20 protein-coding genes are annotated in these 16,769 nt (G+C 66.0%); 9 read left to right on the top strand and 11 right to left on the bottom strand.

Annotated features, from left to right (window positions below; genetic code table 11):
• Positions 1–12: 12 nt before the first annotated feature.
• The 5 genes from V6W80_RS01690 (at position 13) to rarD (ending at position 5,362) form a co-directional block, all read left to right on the top strand.
• The gene (locus tag V6W80_RS01690; RefSeq protein WP_007159771.1) at positions 13–309 is read left to right on the top strand and encodes a hypothetical protein; all 297 of its coding nucleotides are present in this window, start codon (positions 13–15) and stop codon (positions 307–309) included.
• Positions 310–391: 82 nt separating this feature from the next.
• Positions 392–1,105, top strand: coding sequence for a ComF family protein (locus V6W80_RS01685; RefSeq protein ID WP_064306826.1), 714 nt, complete (start codon positions 392–394; stop codon positions 1,103–1,105).
• Between the two features lie 66 nt (positions 1,106–1,171).
• The gene (locus tag V6W80_RS01680) at positions 1,172–3,061 is read left to right on the top strand and encodes a PhoX family protein (protein WP_338545707.1); all 1,890 of its coding nucleotides are present in this window, start codon (positions 1,172–1,174) and stop codon (positions 3,059–3,061) included.
• A 110-nt stretch (positions 3,062–3,171) separates the two neighbouring features.
• Positions 3,172–4,146: a serine/threonine protein kinase gene (locus V6W80_RS01675; RefSeq protein ID WP_064306828.1), complete on the top strand. Its 975-nt coding sequence runs from the start codon at positions 3,172–3,174 to the stop codon at positions 4,144–4,146.
• A gap of 295 nt (positions 4,147–4,441) precedes the next feature.
• The gene (gene rarD / locus V6W80_RS01670; RefSeq protein ID WP_338545706.1) at positions 4,442–5,362 is read left to right on the top strand and encodes an EamA family transporter RarD; all 921 of its coding nucleotides are present in this window, start codon (positions 4,442–4,444) and stop codon (positions 5,360–5,362) included.
• Positions 5,363–5,437: 75 nt separating this feature from the next.
• Here rarD and secB read toward each other — a convergent pair whose 3' ends face one another.
• From secB to V6W80_RS01655, 3 genes are read right to left on the bottom strand one after another with little or no spacing between them, the layout of a single operon-like run.
• Positions 5,438–5,902 carry a protein-export chaperone SecB gene (gene secB, locus V6W80_RS01665; RefSeq protein ID WP_007159775.1) on the bottom strand — a complete coding sequence of 155 codons (465 nt, stop codon included), beginning with the start codon at positions 5,900–5,902 and terminating at the stop codon, positions 5,438–5,440.
• A 27-nt stretch (positions 5,903–5,929) separates the two neighbouring features.
• The gene (gene grxC, locus V6W80_RS01660) at positions 5,930–6,184 is read right to left on the bottom strand and encodes a glutaredoxin 3 (protein ID WP_017639551.1); all 255 of its coding nucleotides are present in this window, start codon (positions 6,182–6,184) and stop codon (positions 5,930–5,932) included.
• Positions 6,185–6,225: 41 nt separating this feature from the next.
• Positions 6,226–6,645, bottom strand: a complete 420-nt coding sequence (locus V6W80_RS01655; protein ID WP_017639552.1) for a rhodanese-like domain-containing protein — start codon at positions 6,643–6,645, stop codon at positions 6,226–6,228.
• A 183-nt stretch (positions 6,646–6,828) separates the two neighbouring features.
• On the opposite strand from V6W80_RS01655, the gene V6W80_RS01650 reads away from it, so the two are divergent.
• The 4 genes from V6W80_RS01650 (at position 6,829) to V6W80_RS01635 (ending at position 10,988) form a co-directional block, all read left to right on the top strand.
• Complete coding sequence (locus tag V6W80_RS01650) at positions 6,829–7,440, top strand: NAD(P)-dependent oxidoreductase (protein WP_338545705.1); 612 nt, start codon at positions 6,829–6,831, stop codon at positions 7,438–7,440.
• Between the two features lie 133 nt (positions 7,441–7,573).
• Positions 7,574–8,857, top strand: coding sequence for a murein hydrolase activator EnvC family protein (locus tag V6W80_RS01645; RefSeq protein ID WP_017639554.1), 1,284 nt, complete (start codon positions 7,574–7,576; stop codon positions 8,855–8,857).
• A 29-nt stretch (positions 8,858–8,886) separates the two neighbouring features.
• Positions 8,887–10,230, top strand: coding sequence for a S41 family peptidase (locus V6W80_RS01640; protein WP_064306832.1), 1,344 nt, complete (start codon positions 8,887–8,889; stop codon positions 10,228–10,230).
• Positions 10,231–10,232: 2 nt separating this feature from the next.
• Positions 10,233–10,988, top strand: coding sequence for a divergent polysaccharide deacetylase family protein (locus V6W80_RS01635; protein ID WP_338545704.1), 756 nt, complete (start codon positions 10,233–10,235; stop codon positions 10,986–10,988).
• Between the two features lie 23 nt (positions 10,989–11,011).
• Here the strand turns inward: V6W80_RS01635 and V6W80_RS01630 are convergent, their stop codons facing one another.
• The 8 genes from V6W80_RS01630 to hisB all read right to left on the bottom strand — a co-directional run bounded on the left by V6W80_RS01630 (position 11,012) and on the right by hisB (position 16,648).
• Positions 11,012–11,773, bottom strand: coding sequence for a substrate-binding periplasmic protein (locus V6W80_RS01630; RefSeq protein WP_257704730.1), 762 nt, complete (start codon positions 11,771–11,773; stop codon positions 11,012–11,014).
• A gap of 225 nt (positions 11,774–11,998) precedes the next feature.
• Positions 11,999–12,760: a substrate-binding periplasmic protein gene (locus V6W80_RS01625; protein WP_338545703.1), complete on the bottom strand. Its 762-nt coding sequence runs from the start codon at positions 12,758–12,760 to the stop codon at positions 11,999–12,001.
• 49 nt (positions 12,761–12,809) lie between these two features.
• Positions 12,810–13,568, bottom strand: a complete 759-nt coding sequence (locus V6W80_RS01620) for a substrate-binding periplasmic protein (RefSeq protein WP_026083672.1) — start codon at positions 13,566–13,568, stop codon at positions 12,810–12,812.
• Between the two features lie 29 nt (positions 13,569–13,597).
• Entirely contained in the window at positions 13,598–14,380 is a 783-nt protein-coding gene (gene hisF / locus V6W80_RS01615; protein WP_017639560.1) for an imidazole glycerol phosphate synthase subunit HisF, read from the bottom strand.
• A 10-nt stretch (positions 14,381–14,390) separates the two neighbouring features.
• On the bottom strand, positions 14,391–15,128 hold the full coding sequence (gene hisA / locus V6W80_RS01610) for a 1-(5-phosphoribosyl)-5-[(5-phosphoribosylamino)methylideneamino]imidazole-4-carboxamide isomerase (protein WP_058768511.1): 738 nt from the start codon (positions 15,126–15,128) through the stop codon (positions 14,391–14,393).
• Between the two features lie 31 nt (positions 15,129–15,159).
• Positions 15,160–15,417, bottom strand: a complete 258-nt coding sequence (locus V6W80_RS01605) for a DUF2164 domain-containing protein (protein ID WP_059228223.1) — start codon at positions 15,415–15,417, stop codon at positions 15,160–15,162.
• Positions 15,417–16,055, bottom strand: coding sequence for an imidazole glycerol phosphate synthase subunit HisH (gene hisH / locus V6W80_RS01600; protein ID WP_007159789.1), 639 nt, complete (start codon positions 16,053–16,055; stop codon positions 15,417–15,419). The genes V6W80_RS01605 and hisH overlap by 1 nt, the downstream gene beginning before the upstream one ends.
• Positions 16,055–16,648 carry an imidazoleglycerol-phosphate dehydratase HisB gene (gene hisB, locus V6W80_RS01595; protein ID WP_007159790.1) on the bottom strand — a complete coding sequence of 198 codons (594 nt, stop codon included), beginning with the start codon at positions 16,646–16,648 and terminating at the stop codon, positions 16,055–16,057. Before hisB ends, hisH begins: the two co-directional genes overlap by 1 nt.
• Positions 16,649–16,769 lie beyond the last annotated feature (121 nt).

Below are 16,769 nucleotides of genomic sequence, written 5' to 3'. Positions count from 1 at the left end.
CCGGGAACATCCATGCGTACTGAAGGCTTCTTCGACTGGCTCGGCGCCGCGCTCGGCCAGGTCATCCGTTTCATCATCGATCTGTTCGGTTCGGTCCTCGGCGGCCTCGCCGATGCCGTGCACGACTTTCTCCATGGCATGGCCCGCTCCATCGGCATGGACGACTCCTATATCAGCTTCGTGGTCCTGGCCATCGGCCTGTTGCTGCTCTACGCCGCGGTACGGGCCTTCATGGCGCGCTCGGTGGTGGGTGGCGTCATCTGGCTGATTCTCGGCCTCATGGTGATGAGCTGGCTGATCCGCGGCTGACTGGTCGCCAGGCGCGCCGCCTGGCACAGTAGAGCTCTCGCTCGGCACGGATGCCGTCATGCCCCCACCGCTCTCCCAGGTAATGAAGCGCCACTGGCAACGCCTGCGGCCCGGGACCAGTTGCGCCCTCTGCGCCGCCTGGCTTCCGGCCGGACTGCCACTGTGCGAAGGCTGCGACAGCGAATTGCCCTGGCTTGGGCCCCATTGCCAATGCTGCGCCCTGCCCCTGCCGGTGGACGGCCTGCTCTGCGGCAACTGCCTAGCCGGGCCGCCGGCCTTCGACCAGGTACTGGCGCCCTGGCGCTATGCCTTTCCAGTCGACACCCTGATCAACAGATTCAAGCATCGCGACCAGGGCAGTCTCGGTCGCGTGGCCGGGACGCTGCTGGCGCGGCATCTGCAGCACCTGTTCGACGAAGGCCAGCCACGCCCGGAATTGTTGCTGCCGGTCCCGCTCTCACCCTTGCGCCTGCACCAGCGCGGCTTCAACCAGGCCGCCCTGCTGGCCAACTGGCTCGGCCAGGCCCTGCAACTGCCGGTGGATGGCGGATTGTTGCAGCGGGTGCAGGAACAGCACAGCCAGCAAGGCCTGAGCGCCAGCGAGCGGCGGCGCAATCTCAAACAGGCCTTCGCCCTGGTGCAGGACGCCCAGCTGGAGGGTCGCCATCTGGCCCTGGTGGATGACGTCCTCACTACCGGCGCCACCGCCGACAGCCTGGCACGCCTGCTCAAGCGCGCTGGCGCCAGGCGGGTAGACGTCTATTGCCTGGCGCGGACACCACCACCCGGCGACTAGCCGCTGTCACCAAAACGTCATTTAGTCTGACTAGCCTCGCCTGCACACCGTGAGGGAGCCATCCGCATGCACAACGACCAGACCGATCTCGAACGCCTCGTCCACCTCAGCCGCCGACGCTTCATCGGCGCGGGTGCCCTCGCCGGTGCTGCCCTGTTCCTTGGCGGTGGCCTGCTCGGTCGCAGTGCTCTGGCCGACGCCGTCAGCGAGGCCTCGGGCAGTCCCCTGATTGGCTTCGCCAACATCCCGGCTTCTACCGCCGACACCCTGGTGGTGCCGCCCGGCTATCGCGCCAGCGTGCTCATCAGTTGGGGCCAGCCACTGCACACCGATGGCCCGGCCTTCCGCCCCGATGGCAGCCCCAGCGCCGCCGACCAAGCCGTGCAGTTCGGTGACAACAACGATGGCATGGCCTTCTATCCCTTCCCGGACGATCCGGACCGGGCGCTGATGGCGATCAACAACGAATACACCAACTACCGCTATCTGCTCAGCCACGGCACCCCGCCAAAGTCCCTGGAAGACACCCGCAAGGCCCAGGCCGCCGAGGGCGTCTCGGTGATCGAGGTGAAGCGCGTGGACGGCCAATGGCACTTCGTCCAGGGCTCGCCTTACAACCGCCGGGTGCATGGCAATACGCCCATCGCCGTCAGCGGTCCGGCTGCTGGCCACGACCTGCTCAAGACCGCCGCCGACTCGGCCGGACGCGAAGTATTGGGTACCTTCCAGAACTGCTCCAGCGGCGCCACCCCCTGGCACACCTATCTAACCTGCGAAGAGAACTTCACCGATGTCTTTGGCAGCCGCGACGCCAACCTGAAATTCGATGCGGCCCAGAAGCGCTACAGCGTCAAGCACGCCAGCGTGGAGAACGACTGGCACCTGCACGACGATCGTTTCGACTTGGCGCAGAATCCCAACGAACTCAACCGCCACGGCTGGATCACCGAGATCGATCCCTTCGATCCCCAGGCCAAGCCGGTCAAGCGCACCGCCCTGGGTCGCTTCAAGCACGAGAACGCCGCCCTCGCCCGCACCCGTGATGGCCGCGTGGTGGTCTACATGGGCGACGACGAACGTGGCGAATTCATCTACAAGTTCGTCAGCCGCGACCGCCTGCAGGACGACCCCAAGGCCAATCGCGACCTGCTCGACCACGGCACCCTCTATGTCGCCCGCTTCGACGAGGGCGACCGCGACCCGAACCGTCCCAAGGGCCGCGGCCAGTGGCTGCCGCTGGTGCATGGCGAGAACGGCCTCACCGCCGCCAACGGCTTCGCCAGCCAGGCCGAGGTGCTCATCCACGCCCGCCAGGCCGGTAGCCAGGTCGGCGCCACGCGCATGGACCGACCCGAGTGGATCGCCGTCAGCCCCAAGGACGGCCAGGTCTACTGCACCCTAACCAACAACACCAAGCGCGGTGAAGACGGCATGCCGGTGGGTGGCCCCAATCCCCGCGCCAACAACCTCTACGGCCAGATCGTGCGCTGGCGCGAGAGCGGTGACGATGCCGCGGCCTTGAGTTTCGACTGGGACCTCTTCGTCATCGCCGGCAATCCCAAGGTGCACCCGGGCACGCCGGAAGCCGGCTCCCAGCAGATCAATGCCGAGAACATGTTCAACAGCCCCGATGGCCTGGGCTTCGACGCTGCCGGCCGGCTGTGGGTACTCACCGACGGCAAGTACAGCAACAAGGGTGACTACGAGGGCATGGGCAACAACCAGATGCTCTGCGCCGATCCGCGCAGCGGCGAGATGCGCCGTTTCCTGGTCGGCCCGGTCGGCTGCGAGGTCACCGGCCTGGCCTTCTCGCCGGACTACCGGACGATGTTCGTCGGCATCCAGCACCCTGGCGAGGAAGGCGGTTCCCAGTTCCCAGAGCAACGACCGGATGGTCAGCCCCGCTCTTCGGTGATGGTCATCACTCGGGAAGACGGCGGCGTGATCGGCGCCTGACCGGCGAGCGGATAGCGCTCGAGCCTTCGCCATGGGGCTCGGGCATGCGCTAGCATCTCCCGGATGCAGGGTGGCAATCGCCATCGTCCCCCGTGACCGAGGAGCGCGCCATGTCTCATCCGTTCGAAAATCTGAGTCCCGACCTCGTCATCGACGCCATCGAAAGCCTGGGCTATCTCAGCGATGCCCGGGTGCTGGCGCTCAACAGCTACGAGAATCGCGTCTATCAGATCGGCATCGAAGCCGAGACCCCGCTGATCGCCAAGTTCTATCGCCCGGATCGCTGGACCGACGCGGCCATTCTGGAAGAACACGCCTTTTCCGCCGAACTGGAGGAGCGCGAGGTGCCCGTGGTCGCGCCCTTGCAGCGCGACGGCCAGACGCTGTTCACCCATGCCGGCTTTCGCTTCGCACTCTTTCCCCGCCGTGGCGGTCGCGCGCCGGAGCCAGGCGATCTCAATCAGTTGCATCGCCTCGGCCAGTTGCTCGGTCGGCTGCATGCGGTGGGTGCCAGCCGGCCCTTCCAGCACCGTGAGTCGCTGGACGTCCAGGGCTACGGTCATGCCTCGCTGGACACTCTGCTCACCGGCAACTTCATTCCCAAGAGCCTGCTGCCCGCCTATGAATCCGTGGCGCGCGACCTGCTCTTGCGCCTCGACGAACTCTTCGAGAGCGTCAGCTACGACGTCATCCGCCTGCACGGTGACTGCCACCCGGGCAACCTGCTCTGCCGCGACGATGCCTACCACATCGTCGACCTCGACGACTGCCGCCACGGTCCGGCCATGCAGGATCTCTGGATGCTGCTGGCCGGTGATCGCCAGGAGCGGCTGACGCAGCTGTCCGAGCTGATGGACGGCTACGAGGAATTCCACGATTTCCAGCCGCGCGAGCTGGCCCTGATCGAGGGGCTGCGGACCCTGCGCCTGATGCACTACAGCGCCTGGCTGGCGCGTCGCTGGGACGATCCAGCCTTTCCCAAGAGCTTTCCCTGGTTCGGCAGCGAACGCTACTGGGGCGATCAGATCCTGACCCTGCGCGAACAGCGCGCCGCCCTGGACGAGGCGCCGTTGCGACTGTTCTAGCCTGGGCGCCCGAATACCCCTCTCCCCTGGGAGAGGGCCGGGGTGAGGGTACGCCTCATGAGGACTTCTCCAATCGAAAAGGCTGCGCCGTTTTCCACGCTACAACACTGATCGCGGCCATGGGCCGCTCCTACAGGCACCGGACTTTTCGTACGAGCGGCCGCATTGGCGGACCGCCATGGCCGCGATCGACCGTCGCGACGGTCACACCACAAGCGCACCACCTCAGCCCACATCCCGCCGTCCCTTGAGCTATCCTGCCCGGACAAGAACGTTGCCTGCCTAAGGATCCCTCATGTCTGCCTTGCGCCAGGGTTATGCCCTGGGCCTCACCGCCTATGGGCTGTGGGGCTTGTTTCCGCTGTTCTTCAAACTGCTGGCGGCCCTGCCGGCGACCGAGATCCTGTTCCAGCGCATCCTCTGGTCCGCCCTGTTCAGCGCCCTGCTGCTGCTGGTCTGGCGCCATCGCGGCTGGTGGGCGGAGCTGCGCGCTCATCCCAAACGGCTACTTTGGCTGGCCGTATCCGGCGCGCTGGTGGCCTGCAACTGGCTGGTCTACATCTGGGCGGTCAACAACGCTCACGTGGTCGAGGCCAGCCTGGGCTACTACATCAATCCGCTGGTCAACATCCTGCTCGCCCTGGTGCTCCTCGGTGAACGCCTGCGCCCGCTGCAATGGATCGCCGTGGGCCTGGCGGTGCTCGGCGTGGCCCAGCAGCTGTGGACCCTGGGGCAACTGCCCTGGGTCTCCCTGGCTCTGGCGCTGAGCTTCGCCTTCTATGGCCTGGTGCGGCGGCAGACGCCGGTGGCCGCGCTGCCGGGCATGGTGGTGGAGAGCTGGATGCTGGTGCCGATCGCCCTGGTCGCGCTGCCGCTGCTGACCCCTGGGGTGAGCTTGCAGGCCGAGACCTGGCAGTCTTCCCTGGGCCTGCTGATCGTGCTGGCCGGACCGGTCACCCTGATCCCGCTGCTGTGCTTCAACGCCGCGGCGCGCAAGCTGCCCTATTCGACCCTGGGCTTTTTGCAGTACCTGGCGCCGACCCTGGTGCTGATCCAGGCGGTCTGGCTCTATGACGAGCCCTTCCCCCGTGAGCGGCTGTTCGCCTTTCTCTGCATCTGGACCGGTCTTGCGGTGTTCAGCTTCGATCTCTGGCGCGCCAGCCGCAAGCTCAGAGCGAGCACAAAGGCGCGCGAGCGAGAGGCAGACAAGGCCTAGGCATTCCCCAAGAGACCTGAGGCCAGACAGCAGAACGCCCCTCGCAAGGGGCGTTCGTCATCGCGGTGGAGCCGATCAGGCTTCGCCAGCGGTCTGCATGCGCGCCAGTTCCTGGGCGTAGAGGGCGTCGAAGTTCACCGGCTGCAGCATCAGCGCGGGGAAGGAGCCACGCACCACCATGTTGTCCAGCGCCTCACGGGCGTAGGGGAACAGGATGTTGGGGCAGAAGGCGCCCAGGGCATGGGCCATGGACGCGGCGTCCAGGCCCTTGATCAGGAAGATGCCACCCTGCTGCACTTCGGCGATGAAGGCGGTCTCTTCGTTGTTCTTGACGGTCACGGTCAGGGTCAGCACCACTTCGTGGAAGTCGTCGCCCAGCGTCTTCTGGCGAGTGGCCAGGTCCAGGTTGACGTTGGGCTGCCAGTCCTGACGGAAGATCTCGGGGCTCTTGGGCGCTTCGAAGGACAGGTCACGGATGTAGATGCGCTGGAGAGAGAACTGAGCGCCGTCTTCCTGGGCGCCATTGGCTTGGTCGGTCATGGTAGGGCCTTGAGTGATGAGTGTTGGTCAGGCGGACAGCAGCGGATCGAGACGCCCGCTTCGGTCTAGGGCATAGAGGTCGTCGCAACCGCCGACGTGGGTGCTGCCGACCCAGATCTGCGGCACGCTGGTGCGACCGGCCTTGCGGGCCATTTCACTGCGCAGCGCCGGCTGGCCGTCGACGGAAATTTCCCGATAGGCCACGTTCTTGCGATCGAGCAGGTGCTTGGCACGATGGCAATAGGGACACCAGGCGCTGGTATAGATGACGACGTCAGACATGCGCGGTCTCCAGTGGCCGATGGAACGGCCACGCTAGGGGGTCACTTCACCAGGGGCAGATTTTCTGCACGCCAGGTGGCGATACCGCCATTCAGTCGAGCGGCGGTGAAGCCGGCCTTCTGCAGCTCGCCGCACACGGCACCGGCTTGCTGGCCGGCACTGTCCACCACGATCAGGGTCTTGGCCTTGTGCTTCTCCAGTAGAGACAGGCTGCTGGCGACTTTCTCCTGAGCGATGTTCAGCGCGCCGACGATATGCCCGGCGGCGAAGTCCTTGCTCGGGCGGATGTCGAGCACCACACCCTCTTCGCGATTGACCAGATTGGTGAGTTCGCCGGTGGACAGGCTGCGACCGCCCCTACGGGTCTCGTTGAACAGCATCAGGGCGACGATGGCGAGGAAGGCGGCGACGAGAAGCGGATGATGGGTGGCGAATTCGACCACCCGACCGAGAAATTCCATAATGAAAGAGCTATCCAGGGAGGGCTAAAAATGCTGGCCAGTATACACAGCCCCCCGATGGCGCCATACCCTCGGCGACCCCGGGTTATCCGCAGGTAACCAGCTCATCTCAAACTGCCTCCTTGGCGGCTTTCGCCGCTCTGCCTAGGCTTGGCTTCCCTTCATTTCCGAGGAATCCAAGCCATGACCTCCATCGCCCTGCTCGGCGCCACCGGCAACGTCGGCAGCCGTCTGCTCGACGAAGCCCTCTCCCGCGGCCACCAGGTCACCACCCTGGTACGGGATCCCGCGCGCCTGGCGTCCCGCGCCGGCCTGACCGTGGTCGCCGGCGATGTCACCGATCCGCGGGCCGCCAAGGCCCTGGCCGGTCACGAGGTGTTGATCAGCAGCCTGAGATTCGCCGACATAGCACCAGGCACCCTGATCGACTTCGCCCGGGCCACCGGCATCCCGCGCCTGCTGATCGTCGGCGGCGCCGCCAGCCTGCGCCTGCCGGACGGCGCGCGACTGTTCGACGCCCCTGGCTTTCCCGCGGAATACCGCACTGAAGCCGGAGCCGGCATCGCCACCCTGGACGCCCTGCGCGGAGTCAGCGACCTCGATTGGGTTTTCGTCAGTCCGCAGATGGTCTTCGCGCCCGGCGAGCGTACCGGTAGCTTCCGCCTGGGCGACGATGCCCTGCTGTTCGATGCAGCCGGTGACAGCCATATCTCCTACGAGGACTTCGCCGTGGCCCTGCTGGACGAGGCCGAACGGCCTGTCCACCACCGCACCCGTTTCACCGTGGGTTACTGAAACAGAAATGCCCCCTCGTTCGCAGCCTGGCCGCCTGGTCGGGCCGTGAACGCTGAACGGCGTGCCTTGCCGTTTTTTTTGCCGGATGTGACGGGCATACTAGGCGCTTCGCCCTTGAAACGTACGACCTCGCATGCGCCCTGTTCTTGCCCTTTTCCTGCTTGCCAGCGTTCTCGCTCCCGCCCTGGCCGACGACCGCGCCGACACCCAGCGGCAGATCGAGCAGACCCGCCGGGAAATCCAGGAGATGCAGAAGGTACTCAAGCAGGTGCAGGCCGAGAAGTCCGGCGTGCAGAAGCAGCTGCAGGGCACCGAGACCCAGATGGGCGAGTTGGAAAAGCAGGTCGACTCGCTGCAGAAGCAGCTGGAGAACGGCGAAAAAAAGCTGCAAGAGCTGGACGGGCGCAAGAAGAAGCTCGACCAGTCTCGCGCTGAGCAACAGAAGCTGATCGCCGTGCAAGTGCGCGCCGCCTACCAGAGCGGGCGCCAGGAATACCTCAAGCTGCTGCTCAATCAGGAGCATCCGGAAAAGGTCAGTCGCACCCTCACCTACTACAACTACCTGAATCGCACCCGCCTGGATCAGCTCGCCAGCTTCAACGACACTCTGCGCGAATTGCGCGAGGTGGAACAGGGCATCCAGCAGGAACAGGGTGAGCTGGTCGCGCGTCGGGAAGACCTGGAGAAGCGTCAGGCGGAGCTGGCCGAGGTGCGCAAGGAGCGCCAGGCAGCCCTGGCCAAGATCAATGCGGACTACCGCGACAAGAGTCGCGAGATCGAAAGCCGCGAGCAGGATCAGGCAGCCCTGAACAAGGTGCTCAAGACCATCGAGGAAACCCTCGCGCGCCAGGCCCGCGAAGCCGAGGAGGCCCGCCAACGGCAACTGGCCGAAGCTCGCGCCGCCCAGGCGCGGGAAGCGGCACGGCGCCAGGCGCAAAGCGAGCCGAAAGCCCCGCGCCCCTCGAACGCCCCGGAGCTGGCGGTGTCTAGTGCAGCACCTGCCTATGGCGGTGCCTTCGCCAATGCGCGCGGCAAGCTGCCCTGGCCGGTCGATGGTCGCCTGGTGGCCCGTTTCGGCAGTGCCCGTGGCGACGATCCCCGCGCGAAATGGGACGGTGTCCTGATCGCCGCCGGTGCCGGCACCCGGGTCAAGGCGGTACACGACGGCCGGGTGGTCTTCGCCGACTGGCTAAGGGGCGCCGGCCAACTGGTTATCATCGATCATGGGAATGGCTATCTCAGCCTGTACGGACATAATCAGAGCCTGCTCAAGTCTGCAGGTGACGTGGTCAAGGCCGGAGATGCCATTGCGACCGTCGGCGCCAGCGGCGGTCAGGAAGCCTCCGCCTTGTACTTCGCCATCCGCCAACAGGGCCGCCCAACGGACCCGGTCATCTGGTGCCGTGCTCAGGGATAGTGCGACACACCTCGGTTTAGGAGCTGCACATGCCGCATCGCTTTCGTCCCACCGTCCTGGTCCTCGCCCTGCTGTTCAGCGGCGTTGGAGTCGTCCAGGCGCAATCGTCGCAGAGCACGCCGGCTGCGGTGACGCCGGTCGCATCGGGCACCGCGCCCGCGGCTCCGGCCAGCGCTCCGCTGCCCTTGGACGAGCTGCGCACCTTTGCCGAGGTGTTCGACCGCATCAAGGCGGCCTATGTGGAGCCGGTGTCCGACAAGGTCCTGCTGGAAAACGCCATCAAGGGCATGCTCAGCAACCTGGATCCGCATTCGGCCTACCTGGAACCCAAGGACTTCGCCGAGCTGCAGGAAACCACCAGCGGTGAATTCGGCGGCCTGGGCCTGGAAGTCGGCCAGGAAAACGGCTTCATCAAGGTGGTCTCGCCCATCGACGATACCCCGGCGGCCAAGGCGCGCCTGCAACCAGGCGACCTGATCGTCAAGATCGACGGCCAGCCAACCAAGGGCCAGGCCATCAACGAAGCGGTCGACAAGATGCGCGGCAAGCCAGGCAGCCCCATCGTACTGACCATCGTCCGCGGTGGTGGCCAGCCGTTCGACGTCAAGCTGGCGCGGGCGGTGATCAAGGTCAACAGCGTCAAGAGCCAGGTGCTCGAATCCGGCTATGGCCTGTTGCGCATCTCGCAGTTCCAGGTCAACACCGGCGAAGAGACGGTCAAGGCGCTCGCCAAGCTGCGCCAGGAAAACAAGGGCAAGCTCAAGGGCCTGATCCTCGACCTGCGCAACAACCCGGGTGGGGTGCTGCAGTCGGCGGTCGAGGTGGCCGATGCCTTCATGACCCATGGCCTGATCGTCTACACCAAGGGTCGCCTGCCCAATTCCGAACTGCGCTTCTCGGCCGATGCCGCCGACCCCAGCGAGAAGGTACCGCTGGTGGTGCTGATCAACGGCGGCAGTGCTTCGGCCGCGGAAATCGTCGCTGGCGCCCTGCAGGATTCCAAGCGCGGCATCCTCATGGGTACCGACAGCTTCGGCAAGGGCTCGGTGCAGACGGTGCTGCCGCTCAACAACGACCGGGCGCTCAAGCTCACCACGGCGCTCTACTACACGCCGAACGGTCGCTCCATCCAGGCTCAGGGCATCACCCCGGACATCGCCGTGGCGCCGGCCAAGGTCACCCCGCAGAGCGGTGGCGACGAATACTTCCGCGAAGCGGATCTGGCCGGTCACCTGGGCAATGGCAACGGCGGCGCCGATCGGCCCACCGGCAGCAAGGCGCCCAACCAGAGTCCGCGGCCGCAGGATGACGACTTTCAGCTCTCCCAGGCGCTGTCGCTGCTCAAGGGGCTCAACGTCACCCATACCCCGTGAGGATGGGACGTTGGCTACTGGCCGGGGCGCTCGCCCTGGCCAGCGGTCTGGCCCAGGCCGCCACCGCGCAGCTGACCATCGTCATCGACGATCTCGGCCAGAATCCGGCCCGGGATCGCCAGGTCCTGGCGCTACCCGCGCCGGTGGTCCTGGCCATCATCCCCGAGACCCGCTACGCCGCGGAGCTGGCCGCCGAGGCCCATCGCGCCGGGCGCACCGTGCTGCTGCACCTGCCCATGGACCCGGCCGGCGGTCCCTATGCCTGGCATCCGGAGATGGCCTCGGCCGAGCGCCTGCAACGCCTGGATCGGGCGCTGGAACGGGTACCCGAGGCGGATGGGGTGAACAATCATGAAGGCAGTCGCATGACCGCGGACCGCCCCGCCATGGCCGAGTTGATGCAGGTCCTGCAGGAGCGCCACCTGCTGTTTCTCGACAGCCGCACCAGCGCTGCCACCGTGGCCGCCGCGGAGGCCCAGAAGATCGGCCTGGCCAGCGTCTCGCGCGATGTCTTCCTGGACAACGAGGCGACTCCGGCAGCCGTGGCCGCGCAACTGGCCGAAGGCGTGCGTCTGGCCAAGCGCCAGGGCAGCGCCGTACTGATCGGCCATCCGCACCCGGCGACTCTGGCGGTGCTGGCCCAGCAGTTGCCGCTGCTCAAGGCCCAGGGCGTGGAGGTCATCGACCTGCCGCAGATGATCGCCCTGCGTGCCAACCAGGCCATGGCCGGGCACGGCCGCGCTGGTCGCTATCGCTAGCGATAGCGACCGGCCTCCAGGCGTCAGAGGTAGTTGTTGGTGATGCTGTCGATCACCCCTTCCTTGCGCATCTGCTCCAGCGCCGCCCTGAGGCGTATCACCACCTCGTCAGGCGTGTCCTTGTTCAGCGCCAGATACTGATCCACCTCGTTGAAGCGCAGCAGCGTCTGCAAGCCGGTCACCCCCTGCTGCTTGGCGAGATAGCGACCGACAGGATCGGCGGTTGCCCAGATATCGATCTGGCCCTTCACCAGTTTGTCGACGTTCTCCTGATCGCGCAGGGCGTCGATGACCGGAATGCCCTGGGCGGTCAGCGTCTTGCTGATCACATCGTTGCGATAGGTACCGATGCGATAGCGGGCGGCGTCCTTGAGCGTCTTGACGTCCAGCTTGCTGCCAGGCAACGCCTGCAGGGTCCAGCTCGATCGGCCAAAGGGCCCCACCCATTTGAACTGATCCTTGCGCGCCTCGGTGTAGGCCACGGAGAAGAGGCCGTAGTTGGGCGTTTCCTGGGTCAGCCGATAGATGCGGTCCCAGGGGAAGCGCAGCGAAAGGCTGTACTTGATGCCCGCACGCCTGAACATCTCGCGGACGACATCGGTGGCGATACCGTCGATGGCGTCATCGCGGGCGAAGTTCTTGTCATCGACCGACATGTTGAAGGGAGGATAATTTTCGGTCAGGAGCACGACCTGATAGTAATCCGGCAGCTCGGCACGGGCCTGGGTCAAGCCCAGCGTGCAACCCAGCAGTACCCCTGCAAGACGCAACCACAGCTTTTGCATTGCAACTCCCTGGCGACACAAGGCCGCATTCCCGAGGTTTCGTTGAGTATCCCTTTACAACGTTCAGCGCTCACTGCGGCTGGCCTCACCGCGGTCGTCAAGGCTTCGCGGCCCCGTCCAGCTGCCGGGCCAATGCGGAACCCCTGGCAGCTCGCGTGCAGACAGTGCGCTGGCGAATGCTCACCTCCAGCGCAACTCGCCAGGCGCCCGCCACGCAACGCCGCACTAGAGATAGTTGTTGGTAATGCTGTCGACCAGGCCTTCGCGGCGCATGGCATCCAGGGCCTGCTGCAGGCGGGTCACCACCTCGTCGGGGGTGTCCTTGTTCAGGGCCAGGTAGAGGTCGGATTCCTGGAAGCTGAGCAGGGTCTGCAGGTTGCTGACGCCCTGCTGCTTGGCCAGGTAACGGGCGACCACGTCGGTGGTGGCCCAGACGTCGATCTCGCCCTTCTGCAACTTGGCGATGTTCTCCTGATCACGCAGGGCATCGATGGGGACGATGCCCTTTTCCTGAATCATCAGGCTCACGGCGGAATTCTTGTAGGCACCGACGCGCAGCCGGGCTGCCGTGGCCAGGTCTGGCACCTTGAGGGTGCTGCCGGCCAGCGCCATGAACACCTTGCGGGTCTTGCCCAGCGGCCCGACCCACTTGAATAGCGGCAGCCTGGACTCGGTGCGCGACACGGAGAACAGCGCGTAGTTGGGGCTTTCCAGGGTCAGGTTGTAGATGCGATCCCAGGGAAAGCGCAGCGAGAGGTTGTAGTCGATCCCGGCGCGCTTGAACATCTCGCGCACCAGATCGGCGCTGATGCCGTCGATGGCGTCGTCACGCGCGAAGTTCTTGTCGTCCACCGCCATGTTGAAGGGCGGGAAGTTCTCGGTCAGCAGTACCACGCGATAGCCCGCTGGCAATTCCGCCCGGGCTGTCTCCAGGCTGAGGGTGCAACTCAACAGTACGGCGGCGATGGCCAACCAGGACTTGCGCATAGCTCTCTCCTCAGGCGACCGTCCGCGCCGATCGCTCGGCCCGCCGGGATCACAGATAACGATTGAAGATGGTCTGAACCGCGCCGCTCTGGCGCATCTCGTCGAGGGCCTTCTGCAGCTTCTGTACCACCTCGTCGGGGGTCTGCTTGTTCAGCGCCAGGAACAGCTCGCCGCTGTTGAAGCGCAGCAGCATCTTGAGTCCGGTCACGTCTTCCTGGCGGGCCAGATAGCGGCCGGCGGGATCACCGGTGGCCCAGACATCGATCTGTCCCTTGACCAGGCGCTGCACGTTTTCCTGATCACGCAGCGCAAGATCCGGCTGGAAACCCTGCTGAACGAGACTCTCGGCGATGGCGTCGCCCTTGTAGGCGCCGATCCTGAGCTGCTGCTTGCGGACGTCGTCCAGGCTGCGCAGCTGCAGGTGGCTGTCGGCGCGACCGAGCAGGACCCAATCGTCCGGGCCGATGGGACCGACCCACTTGAACAGGGCCTCGCGCTCCGGCAGCCGGGCGGTGACGAAGACGCCATGGTCGGGCTGATCCAGGGCCATGCCGTAGATCCGCTCCCAGGGAAATCTCAGGGTGAGGTTGTAGGAGATGCCGGCCCGCGTGCACATCTCGCGGACCATGTCGACGGCGATGCCCTTGAGGTCGCCTTCGCGAGCGAAATTCTTGCCATCGACGGAGAAGTTGTAGGGCGGGAAGTTTTCCGTCAGCAGTGTCAGCTGATAACCCGCCGGAAGCTCCGCCCTGACCGCGGTGGATACCAGCAGCAAACCGGCCAAGCAGGCCCAGACTCCCTTGCGCACGCCCCTCTCCCTGCCGGCCCCGCCGGTGCTTAAGATTTTGTGGAGCGTATCACAATCCCTTTTTCGGCCAGGTACCGTTTAGCCTCGGGAATGGTGCATTCGCCGAAATGGAAGATGCTCGCGGCCAGCACCGCAGAGGCCTTGCCTTCGAGGATGCCGTCGGCCAGGTGCTGCAGATTGCCGACGCCACCGGAGGCGATCACCGGGATGCCCACCGCCTCGCTGACGGCGCGGGTCACGCCCAGGTCGAAGCCGTTCTTCATGCCGTCCTGGTCCATGCTGGTGAGCAGGATCTCGCCGGCGCCCAGGCCTTCCATCTTCTGCGCCCAGGCCACGGCATCGAGGCCGGTGGGCTTGCGCCCGCCATGGGTGAAGATCTCCCAGCGCGGGGTTTCGTCGGGGCCGCTGACGCGCTTGGCGTCGATGGCCACCACGATGCACTGGGAACCGAAGCGCGCCGCGGCTTCGCCGACGAACTCGGGGGTGAAGACCGCCGCGGTGTTGATCGAGACCTTGTCGGCACCGGCGTTGAGCAGGTTGCGGATGTCCTGCACGGTGCGCACGCCGCCGCCCACGGTCAGCGGGATGAACACCTGGCTGGCCATGCGTTCCACGGTGTGCAGGGTGGTGTCGCGGCCCTGATGGCTGGCGGTGATGTCGAGAAAGGTGATCTCGTCGGCGCCCTGCTCGTTGTAGCGGCGGGCAATCTCCACCGGATCACCGGCATCGCGGATGTTCTCGAACTTGACGCCCTTGACCACGCGGCCATTGTCCACGTCCAGGCAGGGGATGATGCGTTTCGCCAGCGCCATGACTGAGTCCTCAGACCTTGAAGTTGTCGCACAGCGCCTGGGCCTCGGCGACGTCGAGGGTGCCCTCGTAGATCGCCCGGCCGGTGATGGCGCCGATGATGCCCGGGCTGCGGGCGTCGAGCAGGTTCTGGATGTCACCCAGGTTGTGGATGCCGCCGGAGGCGATCACCGGGATGCTGGTGGCTTCGGCCAGGGCGCGGGTGGCCGGCACGTTGCAGCCCTGCATCATGCCGTCGCGGGCGATGTCAGTGTAGACGATGGCGCTGACGCCGTCGGCTTCGAAGCGGCGAGCCAGGTCGGTGACCTGCAGTTCGCTGACCTCGGCCCAGCCGTCGGTGGCGACGAAGCCGTCCTTGGCGTCCAGGCCGACGATGACCTTGCCCGGGAAGGCGCGGCAGGCTTCACCGACGAATTCCGGTTGCTTGACCGCCTTGGTGCCGATGATCACGTAGCTGACGCCGGCACGCACATAGTGCTCGATGGTCTCCAGCGAGCGGATGCCGCCGCCGATCTGGATCGGCAGGCCGGGATAGCGCTTGGCGATGGCGGTGACCACCTCGCCATTGACCGGCTGGCCCTCGAAGGCGCCGTTGAGATCCACCAGGTGCAGCCGGCGGCAGCCGCCGTCGACCCACTGGGCGGCCATGGCCACGGGATCGTCGGAGAACACGGTGGAGTCTTCCATGCGCCCCTGGCGCAGGCGGACGCAGGCGCCGTCCTTGAGGTCGATGGCGGGGATGATCAGCATGGCAATACCTTGGCTCGGGGGTGAGGGCGGTCTAGGGCTTTTCCAGCGCCCAGATGTCGCTTTCCAGGCTGTCGACACGCTCCCTGAGCAGGGCCTGCACGTCGGCAACCGCCTTGTTGTAGTACAGCGGCCCGCACTCGCGGGCGAAGAAATCCAGCAGCTCCTCGACTTCGAACCGCCCCAGGCGGACCTCGAAGCGATCGTCCAGCAGGGTCTGCAAGGCCGTGACCAGGCGCTGGCTCTGCTCGGGTTCGAGCGTCACCAGCGGCGCGGGCGGCTTGCGCGCCATTACCAGCGGCCGTCCCAGGCGAGGAAGTTGGCATAGAGTTGCAGACCGCAGTCGGCGCTCTTCTCGGGGTGGAACTGGGTGGCGAAGCGCGAGCCGTCGGCCAGCGCCGCGGCGAAGTCCAGGCCGTAATGGCCGCGCCCGACCACCTGGCGCGGATTGCCGGCCTCGACATAGAAGCTGTGCACGAAATAGAAGCGGGCGCGATCGGGGATGCCGTGCCAGAGCGGATGGTCGAGCACGTGGCTGACCTCGTTCCAGCCCATGTGCGGCACCTTGAGGGTCTCGCCCTCTTCCTGCATGCCGCCCGGGAAACGCCGCACGGCGCCGGGGAACAGGCCGATGCAGTCCACCCCGCCGTTCTCTTCGCTGCGCTGCATCAGCGCCTGCATGCCGACGCAGACGCCGAGGAAGGGACGATCCTGGCTGACTTCGCGGACCAGTTCATCGATGCCCTGGCGGCGGATCTCGGCCATGCAGTCGCGGATGGCGCCGACGCCGGGCAGGACGATGCGGTCCGCCTCGCGGATCACCGCGGGATCGCCGGTCACCAGCACCTGGTGGCTACCGGCATGCTCCAGGGCCTTGGCCACGGAGTGCAGGTTGCCCATGCCATAGTCGATGACGGCTACCGTCTGCATCACAGGCACCCCTTGGTGGAGGGCATGACACCGGCCATGCGCGGATCTTCGGCAAGGGCCATGCGCAGGGCGCGGCCAAAGGCCTTGAACACCGTCTCGATCTGGTGGTGGCTATTGACCCCGCGCAGGTTGTCGACGTGCAGGGTCACCTGGGCGTGGTTGGTGAAGCCCTGGAAGAATTCGAGGAACAGATCGACGTCCATGCGGCCCACGGTGGCGCGGGTGAAGGGCACGTTCCAGTGCAGGCCGGGCCGGCCGGAGAAGTCGATGACGACGCGTGACAGGGCCTCGTCCAGGGGCACATATGCATGGCCATAGCGCTGGATGCCCTTCTTGTCGCCGACGGCCTTGGCGAAGGCCTGGCCGAGGGTGATGCCGATGTCTTCCACCGTGTGGTGGTCGTCGATGTGCAGGTCGCCGCGGCAGTGGATATCGAGGTCGATCAGCCCATGGCGGGCGATCTGGTCGAGCATGTGCTCGAGGAAGGGGACCCCGGTGTCGAAGCGCGCCGCGCCCGTGCCGTCCAGATCCAGGGATACCTTGACCTGGGTTTCCAAGGTGTTGCGCTCGACGGTTGCCTTGCGTTCGGCCATAGCCTGCTCCGCGAAAATCGGTGGGCGAAAGGGCCGATATTATAGGGGCGCGAGGACTGGATCGAAAGCGCGGCGGGACGAGGCGTCCCACCGCCAGGGGCGCCCGCGTGGGGACGCCCCG

The sequence above is a fragment of the Pseudomonas benzopyrenica genome (assembly GCF_036884265.1).
In the GTDB taxonomy this organism is placed as follows: Bacteria; Pseudomonadota; Gammaproteobacteria; order Pseudomonadales; family Pseudomonadaceae; genus Chryseomonas; species Chryseomonas benzopyrenica.
This window is presented reverse-complemented; position numbering and strand designations above follow the sequence as displayed.